This window comes from Deinococcus sp. QL22 (genome assembly GCF_023370075.1).
Taxonomy (GTDB): Bacteria; Deinococcota; Deinococci; order Deinococcales; family Deinococcaceae; genus Deinococcus.
Window position 1 is genome coordinate 116,760 of the sequence record NZ_CP097152.1, and the last position, 17,234, is coordinate 133,993.

The window sequence follows — 17,234 nt, forward strand, 5'->3', positions numbered from 1 at the left end:
GCGTCAGGAGACAGAATGAACCTGAAGGAAAAGACTGTACTGGTCACGGGCGCCGCGTCAGGACTCGGCGCGGGAACTGCCCGGATGATTGCTGCTGCCGGAGGTTATCCCCTGCTTGTTGACCTGAATGTCGAAGCTGGAGAGCAGCTTGCGGCTGCACTTGGTGGCCTGTTCGTTCGGGCCGACGTCACCAGTGAAACCGATCTGCAACGGGTCATCCAGGCTGGACAGGCTCACTTTGGAGGACTGCACGGGGCCGTGAGCTGTGCAGGCATCGCCCCGGCAGCAACCACCGCCGGGAAACACGGCCCTCATCCACTGGACCTGTTTGAACGCGTGATCCGCGTGAACCTGATCGGCACTTTCAACGTTCTACGCTTAGCAGCACAGGCCATGCTGGAGAATGTGCCGAATAAGGAGGGTGAACGCGGGGTCATTGTCAATACCGCCTCGGTCGCTGCCTTCGATGGACAGGTGGGCCAGGCGGCGTATGCCGCCAGCAAGGGAGGCGTCGCTGGGATGACCTTGCCGATTGCCCGTGACCTCGCGCGCCATGGCATCCGGGTCATGACCATTGCCCCAGGTATTTTTGAGACGCCCATGCTGGCCGGTTTGCCCCAGGGCGTGCAGGCGTCACTGGGCGCGCAAGTTCCTTTTCCCTCTCGGCTCGGCCGCGCGGACGAGTTCGCCGGGTTAGTCCGGCACATCTTTGAAAACGTGATGCTCAATGGTGAAACCATCCGCCTGGACGGCGCCGTCCGAATGGCTCCCAGGTGAGCGGAATCACCAGCAACCGACTGCGGCAGACCACATGCACCAGCACGCGGGGGCTGCATCCACACAGGAGTCCTGATGAATGAAGCGGTGATTGTAGAAGCGGTTCGTACCCCCTATGCGCGGCGCGGCGGTGCTTACCGGGAAGTTCGGCCTGATGCCCTGCTGGCCTACACGCTCCAGGGCCTGATGGACCGTGCGGGTCTCGACCCCGCCCGGATTGAGGACGTGGTCACAGGCGCGGTCACGCAAACAGGTGAGCAGGGGGCAAACATCGGCCGCCTCGCGGTCATGATGGCAGGCTTTCCGGTGCACGTCCCGGCCGTGAGCCTCAACCGCATGTGTGGCAGCGGGCAACAGGCGATTCATTTCGCAGCGCAGGGGGTTCACGCTGGTGACCAGACGTACGCCATCGGATGTGGTGTGGAATCCATGACCCGCAGCCCGATGTTCAGCGACATCGGCGGCGGGTTCGAGCGCCTGAACCCAGAACTCCTGAGAAAGGTGAATCTGATCCACCAGGGCGAAAGTGCTGAGCGGATTGCTGACCGCTGGAAGTTAACGCGCACCGACCTGGATACCTACGCTGCACGGAGCCACCGCCGTGCAGCCGCCGCCCGGACACGCCATACGGAACTGCTGCCCGCTCCCGGCGTGGATGCCGCAGGTGAGCCTCTCATGCTGACGGCGGATGAGGGCGTACGTGACCCGGTATCTCTCGATAAAATGGCCTCTTTGACACCGGCTTTCCGGGAGAACGGCGTCATTACTGCGGGAAATTCAAGTCAGATCAGTGACGGCGCGGCGGCTGTGCTGGTTGGAGACCGCGCCGCGGTACTCGCGGACGGCCTGCAGATGCGCGCGCGCTTCCGCGCCCGCGTTGCGGTCGGTGACGACCCCACGCTGCAACTGATGGGGGTGATCCCCGCGACCCACAAAGCCCTAAAGAAGTCCGGCCTGACCCTGGCAGACCTTGACTGGATCGAGATTAACGAGGCGTTCGCGTCCGTTGTGCTCGCGTGGATCCGTGAATTTGGTGCCGACCCAGAAAAGGTGAATCCGTGGGGTGGGGCCATCGCGCATGGTCATCCGCTCGGCGCCAGCGGGGCGGGTTTGACCGCGAAGATGCTCGCTGGACTTGAAGCCACTGACGGAACCTTGGGTCTACAGGTGATGTGCATTGGGCATGGAATGGCGACCGCCACAATCATTGAGCGCCTTTGAAGAAGGGGCCCATTGCGCACAGGTGGAAGTTGGGGATGCCTCGCTTGGCGGCTCTTCCGCACTGGCGACTCGCAAGCCCTGTCAAGTGTCCTTGACCAGTAGCCCCACCCCCACAATCGCGCCTAGGGCTCGCAGGGCAGGCTCTAATACGATCTGAAAAACCGCGGAGCCGCTCGCCAGCTGAAGATCAAGCTCGCGAACCGAACCTGCGGTGGGGCTCAGACCGCGAATCTATGGGTTTGGTGATAGATCGGAATTTTGTCTTTGGACATGCAGGCACTCTTCTTAAGCGCGGGCTCAAGCGGGCATGCAGTATCCCTCATGGGACAGGGGGCCGAACGTCGGCTGGGGACAGCGTAGGCTGATCACGCTGAAGCACCTGGTGTTCGGCCAGCCGCGGGCGAAACCATCCTGGTCTCAAACAGCAGCTTGAGCCTCCGCTGTTCACCGCATATCCCTTCCCTTTTGCACACTTGTTCTGCTCTATATCCCCCATCAATAGCGTTCAGGTCAAGAGCTCAGAGGTTGATGCCCTTAACCTGTGGTCGTGACGCCCAGTCATTCTCATGGCCGCGGGAATTGGCAATGCTGAACGATCAGCGCCGCATCCACCTGGCCTCTCATGGTAAAACTCGACTTCTAGGACAGGGTTCAGGGCCGATGAAATCAACGTTTTTCGCACCTGATGATCCGAGGAAGCAGGTGGGACACAGGTAGTATGAGCCCGGCGTACACAGGAACGCACATCATGGAGTCAGGCCAGATAACGACCTTTCAGGGGAACACGGGGCAGATGACCAAGCACACCAATTGGGGGGGCAACTATACCTACCGCGCCGCGCGGTGGCACCAGCCTCATACCGTTGAGGACGTTCAAGATGTCGTGCGCCGCTCGGTACAGGTTCGGGTTTTGGGAACACGCCACTCCTTCAACGGAATCGCCGATACGCCCGAAGACCTCATCTCCTTGGAACACTTGAACCGCGTCCTGGCGCTCGACGAGGGACAACGGACGGTCACAGTGGAGGGCGGCGTGCGGTACGGGGAACTGTGCCGATACCTCGACGAGCGCGGCTGGGCACTGCATAACCTCGCCTCCCTGCCCCACATTTCTGTGGCAGGCGCGTGCGCGACTGGCACCCACGGCTCCGGAAATCGCTCACCAGGGCTCGCTTCCGCTGTGACGGCCATGAACCTTGTCACGGCGGGTGGGGAGATGGTCACAGTCTCGCGAGACCAGCATGGAGCGTCTTTTGAAGGCATGGTGGTGGGGCTGGGGGCTCTCGGAGTGGTCACCAGCCTCACATTGAAGGTCGAGCCCACCTATCTGGTGCGGCAGGACGTCTATGAACACCTGCCTCTGGTCCAGTTCACACAGCATTTCGATCAGATGACCGGAAGCGCCGAGAGCGTGAGTTTCTTCACCGACTGGCGTGAGCCCCACTTTCAACAGGTGTGGCTCAAACGCCGCGTTTCCCCGCAAGACGCATTCCAACCGGATGCCGAGTGGTTCGGGGCGACCCTGGCGCAGCGCGACCTTCACCCGATCCACCATCTCTCAGCGGCGCCTTGCACAAAACAGCTCGGTCTCCCGGGGCCTTGGTTTGATCGCCTGCCCCATTTCCGCCTGGAACATACGCCCAGCAACGGCCAGGAAGTGCAAAGCGAATACATTCTGCCCCGCGCGCACGCCCCCGCCGCTGTACACGCCCTCTACGCCCTGAGGGAACGACTGGCTCCTATGCTCCTAATTTCGGAGGTACGCACCATCTCTGCCGACGGGCTCTGGCTCAGCCCGTGTTACCACCAAGATAGCGTGAGCGTTCACTTCACCTGGCACCCGGATGAGCGGGCCGTGCGGGCTTTGCTGCCTGGGATTGAAGAGGTGCTCGCGCCGTTCAGGGCGCGCCCGCACTGGGGGAAGATCTTTACCCTGCCACCTGCCCGGTTGGAAGAACTCTATCCGCGCCTGCCGGACTTCCGGTGCCTGGTAACGACGTGGGATCCGGGGGGTAAGTTCCGCAACGGCTTTTTGGACGCTCATGTGTTCGGGAGCACCTGCAAATAAGGTGTGACATCACCCTGTATTCAGATGCTAAGTGCCGAGGTGCCCTCAGGAGCACGCTTGGGAGGTATGTTGACTGGGCCACTGTTTCATGAGCTCCACCTCGGCGGCGCTCCACAACTAACCTGAGGCGCGCCCGACACAAGGCGGCTGTTCCCCGTATCTCAGCGGCCCTGATCGAACTATTCCCTGAGGATCTGCTGTCCTTCCTCCGACGCCCTTCCCATTGTTCTCTGGAGGGTTGTGTGGCCTTCACTTGCCGCGCAGCAGGTGGAGGGCAGGGGTGGCCTGAGGTTCAAGCCACCCCTGCCGCAACCGCAGACCACGTCTGGAACGCTTGTCTTTGATGCGCTCTTCGGATCAGGGCGGAAACGCTGGTGCGAGTGTACTGGTAAAAGTTCAGAGGTCCGGGCGTGCCGGCTCAACACTTCCTGAGCGCGTTTTCGTCGCTTGAATCCAAGTTGCGTGTTGCAGCGTGCCGTGGAGATGACTTGGGGGGTCGACGTGGATTCAGACGGGTGAGTTCCTGGATCGCCGCCCCGTCACTTCGCCGCCCATCGGTGTGGATGACCTCTGAGACATCAGAGTCTTCCCACCGCCGGGTCAGGAAGGTCTGTGCAGCTCCTCCGTCCCGATGTCTCTGAAGGAGAAGGTCGAGGACGAAGCCCTGGTCATCCATGGCCCTGCACCACCAACGCCGGACGCCATCGACGCTCGGACACACCTGCATCAGAGGCCAGCGGGAACCCCACCCCTGTTCCCGGTGGCGTACATCTTCAGCGAAGAGGGAGGCGAACTTGATCCACCCTTCGCGCAGCGTCTCGTGACTGACCTGTTGGGCCGCGCCCGTGGCGCAAGTCCTGAATGTCCCGGTCACTGGGAGGAAAGCGGTGATCGCGCCAGACGGCGTGCTGGAGGATGATCATGGGGATACGGTGGCGGGAGGGCTGGGCAGCGGTCACGCACAGTCAGCCTCCCCCGATCCGGTTAAGGCAACACCACCGTTTCAGGATGTGCATCGAACCTCCAAATGTCTGTTCACTTGAGGAGGAGGGCCGGGGCGCCGACCCCCAATTCTTGCTTAAGACCTGTTCGACCTCGCCGCCTCAAGTGGAAGAGACTCTGTTGCTGAGGCCGGGGCTTCGGGTCTGGCGGTGGCGGTTGGAGACTCGGGCGTGGAGGGCCAGGAATTCCTGCGTTCGACGCCGTTGTTTGAAAGCGAGCTTGCTGCATTCCTGCTGCCGGATGGGCTGAGAGAGCCGCAGGACGTAGCCAATACCGTGGAGAGGAAAACAGTGGGGGGAGGGCGTCCGGCCAGGCACAGCCGACCACCCGCCCTCGCTTGCGGTGCCAGAACCGGTTTACGCATGATTGCAGGCAACAGCGTTCAGCAGAGCACTGAACCTCACGTTCACCTTTTCGGTTTACCGGACGACGTTCCATCAAAAAGCTGATTCAGCTCCTGAAGCAATTCGCTCACACGTTGGCGCTGCTGTTCATCCAGAGCCGAGAGCGCTTTACGGTTTTGCAGAGCCCGAACCACTTTCTGGGTGTGATCCACTGGCTTATCTTTCCGGAAAGATAGAACCCGCTCACGCAGTTGGGTTTTGGTGACGCCATCAAGGGCGAACTTCAGCAGCGCCGCCTGATGCTCGGCGGGCGCCGCTGCGACCACACCGGCCACGGTATATCCCAAGCCCCGCTCACGCATAGCCTGAAGAATCGGCGCAGGCCAGCGCAAGATTCTCACCTTGTTTTTAGTGAATGATTTCCACGACTCCCGGCCTAATCCTGCGAACAGGTTCTCCAGCCGAGTGACTGTCTCAGGATCTTCCTGAGGTCGGTTGGCCAAAACGTTCAACCGAACAGGCACTTCAGCAGCAGAGAGTCCGAGGTGCCGGGCCACCAGCTTCACCACCAGATCAATCTCGTCGATGACGTTGAGATCTTCACGCTGAAGATTTTCGACTGCTCCAGCGTCGAGCGCCTCGTCATCGGTCAACTCCCGGATGATCACGGGAACACTGGTCAGGCCCGCCAGCTGGGCGGCACGCCAACGGCGCTCTCCGGCGACAATCTCAAAGTCAGTGCCAATTCCAGGGGGCCCAGGACGCACCAGGAGCGGCTGCAGGACGCCTTGAGTTTTCAGGCTCTGGGCGAGGTCAGTCAAACTCGCCTCGTCAAAGGTCCGCCGGGCTTGGAATGCGCCCGCACGCAAGCGCTCCAGCGGCAGGCTGGTGGCCGGTTCCGTTGGGGCGTCCACCGGGGAGAGATTGGCCACCAGCGCGGCCAACGCCCCCTGACGGACGTCTGTCTGTTTATTTCGCGGCGCCATGTCGTCCCGTCTCCAGTTGGGCAAGCAGTTGATCGGTCACGGCTTCCAGTTCAGCCACCGCCGGATTGCGGGGATCATAGAGGGCCACAGGGAGACCCTGCAGTTGGGAGTTGGGGTACAGGCTTGGACGCTCGGTCACGGCGTCACTGATGGGCGCGATGCCTGAGCCCCGTAGCGCCTCGACACTGTCCCGGCTCAGGTTGGTGTTGCTCACGCGGGTCGGCACCATCAGGGCAATGCGCAAGGTGGGAACGGCCACCTGGCGGAAGGTGGCGACCATCCGGGTCACGCCTTCCAGTCCCTCCAGCCCCTTGTTGCCTGCTGGAACTGGCACCACCAGCTCGTCTGCGGCGAGGACAGCCAAGGTCGACAATTGGCCCAGGCTGGGCGGAGGATCAATCAGCACGAAGTCGTACTTGCCCTCTATTTTACGAATCGCCGAGCGCAACCGCAGCTGACCCATGACTTGCCCCGGCAAGAGCGGCTCCACCTCGGCCAGATCCAGGCAAGACCGGATCACGTCCATGCCGTGGGCGACGACAGGGGCGGGTAAGGCCAAGGTGTCCGTCGCGCCCAGAACAGCCGAGTAGAGGGTGTGGAGTTTGGCGTCTGAACCAGTGGGAACGTCGAGGCCGACCCAGCGGGTGAGGTTGGCCTGAGGATCCGCGTCAATCAATAAGACCCGGTGGCCCCGCCGACTGAGGCTATAGCCCACATTCAAAGCGGTACTGGTTTTTGCGGCTCCGCCAGCGTGATTAAAAAACGTGATGACATGCATGAATGCCCAGAGTCTAGCGTGAGGGGCCGGAAGTCTGGACAGTCCGCCACCCAGAACAGGCAACTGTCACCGTTGACCACGCTGGTTCAGGTGGCCGTCACCGGCAGCCACCTCTATGGGCATCAACTTGAAGAATGGACTGCATGATGCCCAGGCAACGGATGAGCACAGGCCCGACAAGGTCTGCGCGGCACAGCATTCACGCCTCCTCAAATTCACCGTCAGGTTGCGCTTCTAGTTCGGTTCCAAGTTGCTTGAACGGATCGACATTCTATTGAGCTTGTTAGGCCTGAACATCCTCGCGGTACAGCACCAGTCTCGACTCCACCTGATGAGAGGGGAGCAGACCTTCCTCGCCCAGCCTCACCAGTTCACTGGGACTGATCCCGAGCCATGCAGCCGCTGCTCGGAGCTCCAGCTCATCTGTGGGAGCAACCGAAATCGGTTGGCCAGTCTGTAACTGATGCAGCAGATACTTGAGCAGCTCGGCGAGGTGCATCGAAATCACTCCAGAGGGGAAAGAAGGCGGGAGCCAGTGCGGCAGCTCCTGCTGCTCAGCACACAAAATCTGCCTCCCTTGAGAAATTCCGTCTTACCCAGAATGAAGGTGCCAGAATCGCTCCTTGATGGAGTGAAGAAGGTCTGTAGGCATTCCAGTTGTGATTTGGGACGTGGGCCGCTGACCGAGATTGCTGGTGCTTTCATCACCTTAAAATGCCAGAGACCTGGTCACTTGCACATTCATCGGTCGCTTGACGATTTTTTCGGTGCGCTCATCCCTGATGGAGACGTCAGTGCCTTTGCAGTTGTGCCTTCTTCATTCCATCACGAGATTTAATCTCACCTGCCTTTCCGATCGCCGAAGCTGCGGCATTCTCAGGTGTACAGTGATTCATGGATCGCTCGCCAACGCCGCGTCCAGCCGCGCTTGCCCCACTGTGTGGCCGCGAGCACGACTTAATCCAACTTGTGGCGCTGCTCCACGGCGGCGTAACGCTGCTGACCCTACGATGGCCGGGCGGGATTGGTAAGACGGCGTTGGCTCAGCACCTGGCCCGGCGGCTGACCGACGACTACGATCACGTTCAGTTCATTGACCTCAGCGCCGTGAGAGCAGCGGATCAGGTGGCCAACCTCATCGTGGCCGCCCTGCCTGCCGCCGACCACGCTTTGGAGCCGGGACGGCTGATGCGTGAGTTCACCGCTGGACGGCGCACGGTGCTGGTGCTCGATAACTTTGAGCAAGTGTTGCCTGCGGCGGCCCTCCTGGGCGAGTGGTTGGCCAGTACTGAACATCTCCAGCTCGTGGTCACCAGCCGGGTGGCCCTGAACCTTCATGATGAACATGACTATCTGGTCAGGCCGCTGAGCCTTCCTCTGGGAACCCGTGATGTGCTCGGCAGTGCGGCAGTGCAGTTGTTCGTGGCCCGCGTGCAAGCCGTTTTGCCGACCTTCACCCTCAATGCCCGCACGACACCCCAGGTCATGCGCCTGTGTGAACTCCTGGAAGGCGTGCCTCTGGCATTGGAACTTGCCGCTGTCCGCACACGCAGCTACTCGTTGGGCGACCTGCTGGTTCAGCTAGAACATCCCCTTGACCTGTTGAAGGCAAACTTTCAGGATCGGCCAGAACGCCTGCGATCCTTACGGGCCGCAGTGGAGTGGAGCTACAACCTGTTGGACGAACAGGAACGGGCGGTCTTCGAATGCTGCGCGGTGTTTAAGGGGAGTTTTACACCGCAGGCCCTGACCGCGGTCTGGGGCTCCCCCGAAGTACTCGGTCAGGCCGAATCCCTCTTGGAGCAGAGCTTCCTCCACCGCCTAGAAGCCTCCGAGACGCTCTGGAAGATGCTGGAACCGCTGCGCGAACTGGCACACGAGCACTTGGCCCACAACCCGTTGACTCCGACCTGACACGAGCGGCACGCCCTGTACTTCTTGGCCATGCTGGACAGACATGACCGGAGCTGGACACAGAACGCGGCAGATCACCGTGGAAGCTACCTGCCGCACTATCCCAACATCCGCGCTGGGATGGTCTGGACCATTGAACAAGGCCGCAACGACCTGGCCTACCGCTATCTCGGTGCCATCAGAGGCTTGTGGATGCCTTTTGGCCTGACCATTCAAGAACTTCCTTTGGTAGAGCAGGTGCTGGCCTTGCCTGCGCCGAGTGACCGCACCGTGCTGCTCCGCGCCCTCAAGAACAGCGCCGATTGCCTGCAGCACAGTGGACAGCTCCAAGCGAGTGAGGCCTGCCTGCATGAAATCTTGGCATTGTGCCGTGACCTTGGAGACGGGGAGCGCGCGGCGTGGGCCAAGTTGAGTTTGGCTGGAATCAAGCGGGAAGCTGGACTGGGCGAACAGGCCTTGAAGGTCGAAGAACAGGTTCTCCAAGACTTCGCCACACAGGGGGAAAACCACCTGCAGGGCCGGATGCACCGGATGCTGCGGGCCAGAACCAGGTTGGGTCTGGCGTTGAGTCTGCTCGAACTTGGCCGCAGCGAACAAGCCCTGGAGTTTGCTCGGCGGGCCGAGGATGGTTACCGGAAGGCAGGAAACAAGGTGTTTGAGCTGGAATCTCGGCTCACCATAGGCCACCTGCAGCTGGAACTTCATCAAAGAGCAGAGGGACAAGCCACGTTGTTGGCTTGCTTGAACGAAGCAGTCGAAGCGGGACTGAGAGGCGTGGCTGAAGACATTTTTCGGTAGGGGTTGCCTCTCCTGGCGGCTCAAGTGCAGGACTGGAGCACGCTGGTTCAGTTTGCCGCTTTCGTCGACGATCCAGCTTTGGAAAACTCGCAGAGCGTTGTAGACCGCCAAGTCCGACACAATCTGCTCCGTGCACGTGAGGCGCTCGGTGAGGTGGCCTATCAGCAAGCCTGGATGACAGGAACACAACTCCGGTTGTCTGACGTGGTGGCGTTGGCTACCCACTTGGCACACCCTCAGCCACCGCAGGAGGAACTGCCTTCAGCAGAGCTCACTCCCCGGGAATGGGAAGTGTTGGCGCTGATTTCGCAGGGCCATCCTGATCGGCGGGTGGCCCGGCTCCTTGGCATCAGTCCGGGCACAGCCAGCAAGCATGTCAGCAACCTACTGGGCAAACTGGGTCTGCGCAACCGAGTTGAACTGGCCCGTTGGGCGATCGAACATGCCCTCTAGCGTCGGTTGAACAACGCGTTAGGGCATGACTTCGGTGGCCAGGTTCTCAGCAGTCGGTAGAAGTAGTTCTACCGACTGTTACCGGGAATCGGCTCCTGCCTGTACCTAATCCTGGCGATGTCTTTGTCGCCGTGCTCCGTCACATTCTAGCCATCAGTTGAGCGCTGATCTGCGGGGAATCGGGAGGCCAAAGGAATCATCTGGCCCCACACCTTCCCTGCCCTCCATCTCACGTTCGTCAACCCCTTCCCTTTGCACTGACTGCTGTTTTGCCGCATGGGAATGCCAGCAGAGTGCGGCGGCAGGTTTGCCCTGCCCAGGAGAACTGACCATGACCTTCTCTGTCTGGTTCCACCGCGTTTCCCTCGCCGCCGTCACCCTGGCCGTGTTGGCTTCGACTGGCCAGGCGTTCCGGCCAGCCGATCTGCCTGAGATCCCTGCCCCTCAGGTGTCGTTTCTGGCGGGCGAAGGACTTGTGCTGAGCGAGTGTCAGCAGCGGATGCACACCTTGGCGACCCAGCTCCAGGACGCCGGATACAACCCCGTGCAGACCCACATGACCAACGAGGGCCAGCTGCTGGCACGCTGGTATCACCCGCAACGGGACATAACAGTGGTGATGGTCTCTGGCTGGCAGGCGACAGAAAATGTTTTCTCTGCCGAAGCAATTTCAGGTTTGGTTCGCTGGAATGCATTGATCGGCACCCCGTGAATGCTTCATCAAGCAACGGCACTCAACTCGGTTCTGGCAGCTCAACCTCAGCGAGACTGGAATAGCTCAGCAGGCGGTTGGGTGGCTTCGTCGGAGGGCAGCGGGCATTGTCGTTCAGGGAGGGCCAGGAATTCCTGCGTTTGTCGCCGTCGTTTGACGCCGAGTTGAGCACGTTCCGGCTGCCGGGTTAGTCGATGGGATGGTTCCACGGGGGTATCACAACGGGCGGTGGAGACGACCCCAACGTGCTCCACTGCGTATAGCATGGGAAGTTACCGCAACGCTGCCCCGTCGCTCAACTGTTTGTCTGTGTGAGTGATGTCCGGCAGGTGGTCTCCCCCACCAGGTGCACGACCAAGGAGTTTGCAGCCTCAGTCTCCCAGTGTTCCGGAAGAAGGATGCCCTGCATGTCGCCACGTTCATCCACCGCCCGCTATACCCAGTGCTTCACCGCGCCGACCTTGACGCACCCCTCAATCAGAGGCCACCGAGAATCTCGCCGGGGTTCTCGGTAACGCAGTTCTTCAGTCAGGAGCGGCGCAAACGTGATGTTTCATGGGCAGAGGGTGTCATGGCTGACCTGAAGAACGCGCTGAAGGAGGAGTTCCTGCACGTCACGCTGGCGGAGTGGCAAGCGGTGCGGCAGCCACAGGGCGGAGCCGATCACACTCAGAGGAAAACGGTGGCGGTCAGGTTTCCGGTCGGTCACGGCTGACCAGCCTTCTGGCGTTAAGGTGCCAGAACCCGCGGGGCTGCCGAGGATTTGCGCGCTGACGACCGTCTTGCGGGATCAGGCGCTCCCCGCTCCAAGCGCGCCGTCCAGGGAGAGAATCGACCAAGCGCAAAGTTCTATTCTGAGTCTCATGCGGCCCCGCGGAGCAGAGGACAGCAGGCGTGAGGGCTGAGTACTGAGCAGTTGAAATGAGATTCTGGGAGGCTTGACCCAGAGTCGTTCATCTGTTCTGTGCTGCTCCTTACTGATTTGCCTTCTCGTACTTCCATTCACCCAGCTTCACCGCCGGGGCATTCTCGTACCGCGTGCTGCCCATCTCGTTCGAGCCGTTCGGCTTGAGCACCTGGATGTAGCTCCACCCGGCAGGCAGCTTGAGGTTGACCTCCGTCACGTCGGACAGGCCAGCGCCGGCGCAGTTCATCTTTCCCTGGATCGTGACCGGACAATCCATGTAGATCAGACAAATTGAACTGGAGTAGCTGCGGGTATCGGTAGAACCGGGTTTGAAGACGGTATCGGCCCGGTGCGCCTTCTCAAGAGCAGAGTTGGCCGTGCCTTTAAATCCCTTCGGCAGAGGATGAAACGCGTCGAAGGAGAGTCCCTGGGCTTTGGCATCGCTGATCTTCAGCGCTCCTTTGGGCGGACAGGGGGAGGCACTGTACAGATAATTGTCAGCACTCAGGAACGCCTGCTGGGCGGGGTGCAACAAGTGTGGAGGAAGTTGTTTGCCCACCAGCAGCGGCAGGCTGAATGCCCCCGTGGCGCTGATGTGGCCTGAGGCCAGCACATCGGCGTCTGGGTTCTCATCCTCGGGCGTATCCAGTGCCTCCCCGTTCCCGTACTCGTGCAGCCATTACCACCAAGAAGCGCTCACCGGGTGGCCAGCCAGACACCTTGCCCGTCAGAACGTTGTCCTTGACACCGGGTGCTGCCGCTGGAGCGACAGGCGGCGGCACAGGCTTCCAATTTTCTGATCGTTGGCAGATCACCAGGGTGAAATGGTCACCGACTGTCCCCTTGGCCCACATTCCCAACAGGAACGCGCTTCCCTTGCTGAACAATAACGTCCGCTAATCTCCATCCTCTCTGGGAACTTCGCGGTTCAGCCCATACCCCTGCCGGATCACGCCCGCGCCGAACTTCTCGTACGCCTGAAAGCTGTTGGGAAGAAACACCCCACCTTCAGTGCCTTCCACACAGGGCCAGGGTTCACTGAGACCGTCGGGGGTTCCCGCAAGGTCATTGCGGGCCAAGATGAACATCATGCCCGCAACGTGTTGCTGTGCCTGATTGAACTGGGCTGGGATAGCCCCCTCAATCTTCTCGTTGAAATTGTTGTCGTGAAGCTGAATCCGGTCGAGAACCAGTGGCGTGTCAGAAGCCATTGAGACAGCATGTGGTTCGGCTTCCTGCAGTCCTGACCAGATATCAATCGTGGGATCGTTTCGGATTCCAAGTCGAACCACATGTCACGATCCATGCTGAGGCCATCACCGTGAATGACCTTGGCTTTGACCCCATGTGTGATCAGGTCTCGCCTTGAGGTATCTGGCCAATGCTGAAGTTGGTCGGGCTTCATACTTGCCTGCACCGTATTCCACATGCACCTTCGCCTACACGACCTAGCTGTACTCCGCTACTTCGTTGCCGTATCTCACACAGCTTTGAGGTGACTTAAGCAAGGTTTGGTTTCTATTGGGTAACGTGCTGGTTCGGTGCACTCATGACCTGTTCGGCTGGTTGGGACGGATCACCTGCGGCGAATGTGTCATGGATGATGAGCTCATGACGGAGGAGCCTTATGAAGTGGTGACTCATCCTCGCCGGATGGAACAAAGGAGAACAATGCGTTTAACGATTGCCCTGACTGTGTCCTGTGCCCTGCTGCTTGCAGCATGTGGATCAACTCCTAGCGCCAGCGACACTGCTCAGATGACTGCACAGGCCCAGAAGGTCGCCGTACTGAGCGTCCAGACCGCGCCCGAGGTTAAATTCGTCAGCCTCGAACTCAAGGAAAGCAAGAGCGGCGCTGTTCAGACTGCGACCGCGGTGCCCCAGGATGGCAAGGCCATCTTTCAGATCAACAATGTCGCCGGAGGAACCTTCCAGGCCACGGTGCGCGCCTATGACCAGGACGATCGCGCCGTCATGCTGTACAGGGGCACCGGCTCAATTTCTCTGAAGATCGGCCGGGCGACCACCTTCCCCCCCCTGACCCGCGTGACCGCCACCGTGACGGTGAATGCTGCGCCGACTTCCGACATCTCGGCCACCTTCAGCGCAAAGCTCGGTGAGACCACTCTGCCGATGACCTTGAAAGAAGGTGTGGCGAGCGTGCAGTTCCCTGGCGTGCCCACTGCCCGCGCCCTGAACGTGCTCGTGCAGGGCACCTCCAGCGACGGCCAGGCCACCCAATCGGGCGAGGCGACCTTCAACCTGAGTGAAGGCGGCGCTGCCGTGCCCGTGGCCCTCACCGAGATCGCCAGCTGCCCAGTCCCCACAGGCACCTTGACCACCATTCCGGCCATCCAGGGTACCGGCACGGCCAGCCCTCTGGCCGGCCAGACCGTGACCGTGCGCGGCGTGGTCACCAGTAACTTGCAGAGCGGTCTTGGCGGCTTCTACCTCCAAGACGTCAAGGGCGACGGTAACGCTGATACCAGCGACGGCGTGTTCGTGTTCACCGGCCTGGGCACCGCTGCTGCGCCGCAGCCGGTTACCGTAGGGGATCTGGTACAGCTGACCGGCACTGTCAAGGAGTTCTTCAACTTCACGCAGATTGATACCGTCAGCGACTTTGCTAAGTGCTCGGGCAGCCTGATTGTCAAACCGATCGAAGTACAAGCCCCTTTCAACGACCTCGAGAAGTATGAGGGCATGTCCGTCACCTTCCCAGAGAAGCTGACAGTAACAGACAATTTTACCTACGGCCGCTTCGGTGAACTGGGTCTGTCGGCCGGGGGCAGGCTGTTCAACCCCACCAACGGCAATGTCACGCCCGCGCCCACCGCTGCCGAGCTGGCCGCCCGGCGCATCATCGTGGACGACCGCAGCAGCCGCCAGAACCCGGCCACGGTGCCCTACCTGGAGGGTGGCAGCACCCGCCGCACCGGCGACACCGTAACCGGCCTGACCGGTGTGCTGCACTTTGCCAACAACGCCTTCAAGGTTCAGCCCACGGCCGACCCACTGTTCGTGAACGAAAACCCGCGCAGCGTCACCCCCAAAGCGGTGGGCGGCACGCTGAAGGTCGCGGGCGCCAACGTCCTGAACTACTTCACCACCTTCGGCTCGAACGATCGCGGCGCCAACAGCGCCTACGAATTCGGGCGCCAGAAGACCAAGGTTGTCGCGGCCCTGAAGGGACTGGACGCCGACATCGTGACCCTGATGGAAGTGCAGAACAATGGTGATACCGCCCTGAACGATCTCGTCAATGCGCTGAATACCGCCTACGGTGCCGAGACCTATAAGTCTGTGCCCACCGGCACGATCGGCACCGACGCCATCAAGGTCGCCATCATCTACAAGCCGGCGCGCGTGCGACCGGTCGGCAGCTTCATGACCGATTCCGCCCCGGTGCACAGCCGCCCCCCGCTGGCCCAGAGCTTCCAAGATCTCGGCACCAGCGGCGTGCTGACCGTCGTGGCGAACCACTTCAAGAGCAAGGGGTCGTGCCCGACCACTGGCACGAACCTTGAGAACCAGGACACCGGCCAGGGCTGCTGGAACCAACTGCGCGTGCAGCAGTCCCAGGCGCTGCTGAGCTTCGCGGACACCCTCAAGACCCGTGTGAACGATCAGGACGTGCTGATCATGGGTGATCTCAACGCCTACGGTCAGGAAGATCCGATCAACACCATCGTCGCGGGTGGGTACGCCAGCCTGAACCTGCGAATTCCCGAAGCAGACCGCTATTCGTACCAGTTCAGCGGCCTGTTCGGCTACCTGGATCACGCGCTGGCCACCTCTCACCTGAACTCTCAGGTGACTGGCATCACTGAGTGGCACATCAACGCTGACGAGCCCGTGTTCATTGACTACAACGTCGAGTTCAAAAACAATCCGAACTGCACCGGCACCACCTGCACCAGCCCGGATCTGTTCACCAACGATGCCTACCGCGCCAGCGACCACGACCCCGTGCTGGTCGGCCTGAACCTGAGTGCTGACACGGTGACCGATCCGACCGAGCCCCTGACCGTGAGCGCAACTGGCAATGACACCGTGACCGTCGGCCAGCCCTACACCCTGACCCTGGGCACGGGCGGCACGCCGGACAGCCTGAGCGTCAACTGGGGCGACGGCAGTGTGGTGGAGACCCTGGCGACGACAGCCACCAGTGCAACCCACACCTACGCGGCCGACGGTAGCTTCACCGTGTCTGTGACCGCCACGCGCGGCGCTGAAACGAAGGCGGCGACGAAGGTTGTAAGGGTCAATCCCGTCGTGACGGGCGGCACTGGCAAGCTTGTGATTAGCCAGGTGTATGGCGGCGGCGGGAACACCGGTGCCCCGTACAGGAACGACTTTGTCGAACTGTTTAACGCGGGCAGCGCGCCAATCAGCCTTGCTGGGTACTCGGTGCAGTACAACAGTGCGGCGGGCCTCAGTTCCTTTCTGGTCACCCCGCTGACCAGCGTGACGCTGAATCCAGGCCAGTACTACCTCGTGCAGCAGGCAGCGGGAGCGAGCACGACGGCCCCCTTGCTGCCATCACCCGACACCACGGGCACCATTCCTATGAGCGGCACGGCTGGCAAGGTCGCGTTGGTGAAGAACTCCACCGCTCTTTCGGCAACGGACACGCCCAGCAGCAACGCCAATATCATCGACTTCGTGGGCTTCGGCAGCGCCAACGTCTTCGAGGGTACGGCACCCGCACCAGCTCCCTCGAACACCACCGCTGACCTGCGCGCCGGCAACGGATGCACTGATAACAACCAGAACACTACCGATTTTGTGGCGGGCGCCCCGACCCCACGCACTTCGTCCAGCCCTGTGAATGTCTGCCCCGGAACCTGAGTTCAGCCCAGCTGTACTTCAGGGTATATTCGGGCGCACTGTCCAGGCCAGCATCTTCGATGCTGGCTTTTTTGTTGAAGCGCACCCGTCTCCCTCAGTGGGCTCGTTACTTCCGCACCTAGTTGAAGGCCTCCAGGTTACCGTGCACTTGGGGGCGTCGCCTGCCGACCCTGCGCCGCTGGGTCTGCAGGGCGAAGTCAAGGTGCGGGCCGCTTCAGCCCCACTGGCCAACAGGCCACCTCCCAGCTGAACTGGGCAACAGCTCACGCCACTTGGACGCGGGTGTGGATCAACAGCAGTTGGCTGTTCAGGTCGTTCAGCCGAATGCGGGCGGCCCGCTCTGCTGGCTTATCGTCTCGCCAGACCGCTGTCTTAAACCGGGCTTCGGTGGCCACAAAACACTGTGATGTCTGTGACAGGCCC

General features: G+C 61.1%; 15 protein-coding genes and 1 pseudogene. 8 read left to right on the forward strand and 8 right to left on the reverse strand.

Going from position 1 to position 17,234, the window contains the following annotated elements; genetic code table 11:
• Positions 1-15: 15 nt before the first annotated feature.
• From M1R55_RS22610 to M1R55_RS22620, 3 genes are all read left to right on the forward strand, one after another.
• The gene (locus M1R55_RS22610) at positions 16-777 is read left to right on the forward strand and encodes a 3-hydroxyacyl-CoA dehydrogenase (RefSeq protein ID WP_249395649.1); all 762 of its coding nucleotides are present in this window, start codon (positions 16-18) and stop codon (positions 775-777) included.
• Between the two features lie 75 nt (positions 778-852).
• Complete coding sequence (locus M1R55_RS22615) at positions 853-1,998, forward strand: thiolase family protein (protein WP_249395650.1); 1,146 nt, start codon at positions 853-855, stop codon at positions 1,996-1,998.
• 793 nt (positions 1,999-2,791) lie between these two features.
• On the forward strand, positions 2,792-4,066 hold the full coding sequence (locus M1R55_RS22620; RefSeq protein WP_249395651.1) for an FAD-binding protein: 1,275 nt from the start codon (positions 2,792-2,794) through the stop codon (positions 4,064-4,066).
• Positions 4,067-4,484: 418 nt separating this feature from the next.
• Here M1R55_RS22620 and M1R55_RS32385 read toward each other — a convergent pair whose 3' ends face one another.
• The 4 genes from M1R55_RS32385 to M1R55_RS22640 form a co-directional block, all read right to left on the reverse strand.
• Positions 4,485-4,793 (reverse strand): DDE-type integrase/transposase/recombinase, encoded by a 309-nt coding sequence (locus M1R55_RS32385; protein ID WP_371827305.1) that lies wholly within the window; start codon positions 4,791-4,793, stop codon positions 4,485-4,487.
• A 681-nt stretch (positions 4,794-5,474) separates the two neighbouring features.
• Entirely contained in the window at positions 5,475-6,398 is a 924-nt protein-coding gene (locus tag M1R55_RS31860) for a ParB/RepB/Spo0J family partition protein (RefSeq protein WP_256566055.1), read from the reverse strand.
• Entirely contained in the window at positions 6,382-7,176 is a 795-nt protein-coding gene (locus M1R55_RS22635; RefSeq protein WP_249395652.1) for a ParA family protein, read from the reverse strand. Before M1R55_RS22635 ends, M1R55_RS31860 begins: the two co-directional genes overlap by 17 nt.
• Before the next feature lie 283 nt (positions 7,177-7,459).
• Positions 7,460-7,675: a hypothetical protein gene (locus M1R55_RS22640; protein ID WP_249395653.1), complete on the reverse strand. Its 216-nt coding sequence runs from the start codon at positions 7,673-7,675 to the stop codon at positions 7,460-7,462.
• Positions 7,676-8,070: 395 nt separating this feature from the next.
• On the opposite strand from M1R55_RS22640, the gene M1R55_RS22645 reads away from it, so the two are divergent.
• The 4 genes from M1R55_RS22645 to M1R55_RS22660 all read left to right on the forward strand — a co-directional run bounded on the left by M1R55_RS22645 (position 8,071) and on the right by M1R55_RS22660 (position 11,053).
• Complete coding sequence (locus tag M1R55_RS22645; RefSeq protein WP_249395654.1) at positions 8,071-9,090, forward strand: hypothetical protein; 1,020 nt, start codon at positions 8,071-8,073, stop codon at positions 9,088-9,090.
• Between the two features lie 30 nt (positions 9,091-9,120).
• A complete protein-coding gene (locus M1R55_RS22650; protein WP_249395655.1) occupies positions 9,121-9,888 on the forward strand; it encodes a tetratricopeptide repeat protein in 768 nt (255 codons plus the stop codon).
• Between the two features lie 24 nt (positions 9,889-9,912).
• Positions 9,913-10,341: a response regulator transcription factor gene (locus tag M1R55_RS22655; protein WP_249395656.1), complete on the forward strand. Its 429-nt coding sequence runs from the start codon at positions 9,913-9,915 to the stop codon at positions 10,339-10,341.
• 331 nt (positions 10,342-10,672) lie between these two features.
• On the forward strand, positions 10,673-11,053 hold the full coding sequence (locus tag M1R55_RS22660; RefSeq protein WP_249395657.1) for a hypothetical protein: 381 nt from the start codon (positions 10,673-10,675) through the stop codon (positions 11,051-11,053).
• A 47-nt stretch (positions 11,054-11,100) separates the two neighbouring features.
• Here the strand turns inward: M1R55_RS22660 and M1R55_RS22665 are convergent.
• The 3 genes and pseudogenes from M1R55_RS22665 to M1R55_RS22675 all read right to left on the reverse strand — a co-directional run bounded on the left by M1R55_RS22665 (position 11,101) and on the right by M1R55_RS22675 (position 13,171).
• Positions 11,101-11,762, reverse strand: a pseudogene (locus M1R55_RS22665) (DDE-type integrase/transposase/recombinase).
• Positions 11,763-12,027: 265 nt separating this feature from the next.
• Complete coding sequence (locus M1R55_RS22670; RefSeq protein WP_249395658.1) at positions 12,028-12,573, reverse strand: hypothetical protein; 546 nt, start codon at positions 12,571-12,573, stop codon at positions 12,028-12,030.
• Between the two features lie 283 nt (positions 12,574-12,856).
• Positions 12,857-13,171: a hypothetical protein gene (locus tag M1R55_RS22675; RefSeq protein ID WP_249395659.1), complete on the reverse strand. Its 315-nt coding sequence runs from the start codon at positions 13,169-13,171 to the stop codon at positions 12,857-12,859.
• A 547-nt stretch (positions 13,172-13,718) separates the two neighbouring features.
• Between M1R55_RS22675 and M1R55_RS22680 the strand changes: the two genes are divergently transcribed.
• Entirely contained in the window at positions 13,719-16,811 is a 3,093-nt protein-coding gene (locus tag M1R55_RS22680) for an ExeM/NucH family extracellular endonuclease (protein ID WP_249395660.1), read from the forward strand.
• 263 nt (positions 16,812-17,074) lie between these two features.
• Here M1R55_RS22680 and M1R55_RS31865 read toward each other — a convergent pair whose 3' ends face one another.
• Positions 17,075-17,206 carry a hypothetical protein gene (locus M1R55_RS31865; protein ID WP_256566056.1) on the reverse strand — a complete coding sequence of 44 codons (132 nt, stop codon included), beginning with the start codon at positions 17,204-17,206 and terminating at the stop codon, positions 17,075-17,077.
• Between the last annotated feature and the right edge of the window lie 28 nt (positions 17,207-17,234).